We start from the raw sequence: 1,456 nt of genomic DNA on the forward strand, positions 1-1,456 counted from the left end.
TGAAGTGCGCCCCAGAAGTTGGACACCCATCCAACTCCAGGGGCTTTTTCATGAGCAAGTACACTACGCAGTTCAAGCTATCCGCCATCACCGCCTTCCTTGAACGAGGTCGGGGCTTTCGCCGTATCGCGGCTCAATTCAAAATGGACCCTACATTGCTTCGTCGCTGGGTCGAGAGCTATCGATTGCACGGAGAGGCCAGCTTCAACACCATCAAAAAGCGCTACGACGCTTTGTTCAAGTTCTCCGTTCTGCAATGCATGTGGCGTGACTCCCTGTCTCTGCGCCGCACTGCGGCGCTCTTCAACCTGGGCAACTCAAGCCAGGTGGGCAGATGGCAGCAGCAGTATTACAGTGGCGGCATTGAAGCCCTGGAACCAGGGAAAAAGGGATTGAGCGTCGCTATGCCTAAGCCATCTAAACCACGCAAAACTACTACTCCACTCACCGACGTGGAGCTTGCGCATAAGCGCTTGCTTGATGAAGTTCAATACCTGCGCATGGAGAACGCCTACCTAAAAAAGCTTGGAGAGTTAGGCGAGGTGGTGATGAGGCGAGAGAAAATAGCGAAGAAAAAGCCCGAATAGTCACTGAACTGAAGCAGGACTTTCCTTTGAGTCACTTGCTCAAACTGCTGGATCTTGCACGAAGTACGTATTACTACCAACTCAAGGCGATGGGCGTTGCAGACCGGTTCATTTCGATAAAAGCCTCTATCCAGAGCCTTCAGGAAGACCATTTTGGCTGTCTTGGTTACCGGCGGATGACGTTAGAGTTACGTAAAGATCGACCGTTGATCAACGGTAAAACGGTCCGACGACTGATGGCAGAGCTGGGTCTGAAATGCACAGTACGACCGAAAAAATACAGAGCGTACAAAGGGCCGATGGGAGAAGTGTCACCCAATACCTTGGACCGTCAGTTCGAGGCTGAGCAACCAAATCAGAAATGGGTAACGGATGTTACCGAGTTCAAAGTGGCTGGAAAAAAACTGTATCTGTCCCCAGTCCTGGACCTGTACAACGGCGAGATCGTGGCCTACCAGACCGCTGTACGCCCCCAATATGCCTTGGTGGGCGACATGCTGGAAAAAGCTCTTGGGCAATTGCCCGAAGGCGCCAAACCAATGCTGCACTCGGATCAAGGCTGGCACTATCGACACTCAAAGTACCGTGAGCGACTTGAAAAAGCGGGGCTGGAGCAAAGCATGTCACGCCGAGCAAACTGCTACGACAACGCCACAATGGAGAGTTTTTTCGGCACGCTGAAGTCAGAGTTCTACTATCGAGAAAGCTTCGAAAGCGTCGAGCACCTGCAAGCTGGGCTGGATAAATACATCCATTACTACAACCATACGCGAATCAAAGTGAAGCTTGGCGGACTGAGCCCTGTAGAGTACAGAGCTCGATCCGCTGCAGCCTAACCAACAGCTGTCCAACTTTTGGGGCGCACTTCA

At 52.1% G+C, this 1,456-nt stretch carries 1 protein-coding gene; it reads left to right on the forward strand.

The window, feature by feature from the left end; genetic code table 11:
• The first annotated feature begins 50 nt into the window (after positions 1-50).
• A protein-coding gene (locus BLL36_RS30225; RefSeq protein WP_090220089.1) for an IS3 family transposase occupies positions 51-1,423 on the forward strand; the annotation gives its coding sequence in 2 pieces (ribosomal slippage) (positions 51-527 and positions 530-1,423; 1,371 coding nt in all).
• The last annotated feature ends 33 nt before the right edge of the window (positions 1,424-1,456 follow it).

The organism is Pseudomonas cedrina subsp. cedrina, assembly GCF_001983175.1.
GTDB lineage: Bacteria > Pseudomonadota > Gammaproteobacteria > Pseudomonadales > Pseudomonadaceae > Aquipseudomonas > Aquipseudomonas cedrina.